General features: G+C 32.4%; 2 pseudogenes. Both read right to left on the bottom strand.

Annotated elements, in window-relative coordinates:
* A pseudogene (locus HMPREF9957_RS13820) lies at window positions 1–142 on the bottom strand (glycoside hydrolase family 36 N-terminal domain-containing protein); the annotation flags it as partial.
* A 21-nt stretch (window positions 143–163) separates the two neighbouring features.
* A pseudogene (locus HMPREF9957_RS12215) lies at window positions 164–692 on the bottom strand (alpha-N-acetylgalactosaminidase); the annotation flags it as partial.

The raw sequence follows: 692 nt of genomic DNA, 5'->3' as shown, positions 1-692 counted from the left end.
GGTTATAATTTTCCTTGACATGAATCTTTTTCCCAAAATATAGATGTTGAAGTTCCCCATTTTCTAAAATTCTAAAAATATAACTACTATCTTTCATTTCCAAATGAAAAACGGTCTCGTCCTTATTAATATAAATCGTCATCTCTACCTCACAATTTTTTCTTTACTTCTTCAGTATCACGATAGAGTACGGTGCCAATTCTATCTCATCTTCTTGAATAGTAAAATCTCCAATTACTCTGGTAAAATTCTCTATCGAAAGATTCTCTATTTTTATTTTTTGTTTAATCTGAGCAGGATTTCTCAGAGAGAGAATTTCAGTAGAAGTCTTCTGATTGTGACACTTATAACCATAAATTTCAAATTTTTCAGGACTTCCTCCTATTTTTTTACTATATTTTAGTGTTTGATAATTCTCCTCTATCCATTTGACGGCACGAGCATTGGCTTTCCAGCGTTCTTCATCAAACATATCAAAAGAATAGTGAAACTCCCAAAAAGCGTTCCCTCTTGTTGAAATAAATAATAGATAAGCTTCAAAATCTGGTATTGATGCAAACATTTGATGATCCATGTACCAGGTATTTGCACTGACAGCATAGATTGGTTCATGATTATAAAGCGACCACATAGGTAACTGTATCTCACGTTTTTCCAAAAATTCTTGATACTGACTATCTCGGTAAGTAATC

It is taken from the genome of Streptococcus mitis SK1080, assembly GCF_000220085.1.
In the GTDB taxonomy this organism is placed as follows: Bacteria; Bacillota; Bacilli; order Lactobacillales; family Streptococcaceae; genus Streptococcus; species Streptococcus mitis_K.
The sequence above is the reverse complement of the archived record's forward strand: the minus strand, read 5'-3'. Positions and strand labels throughout refer to the sequence as shown.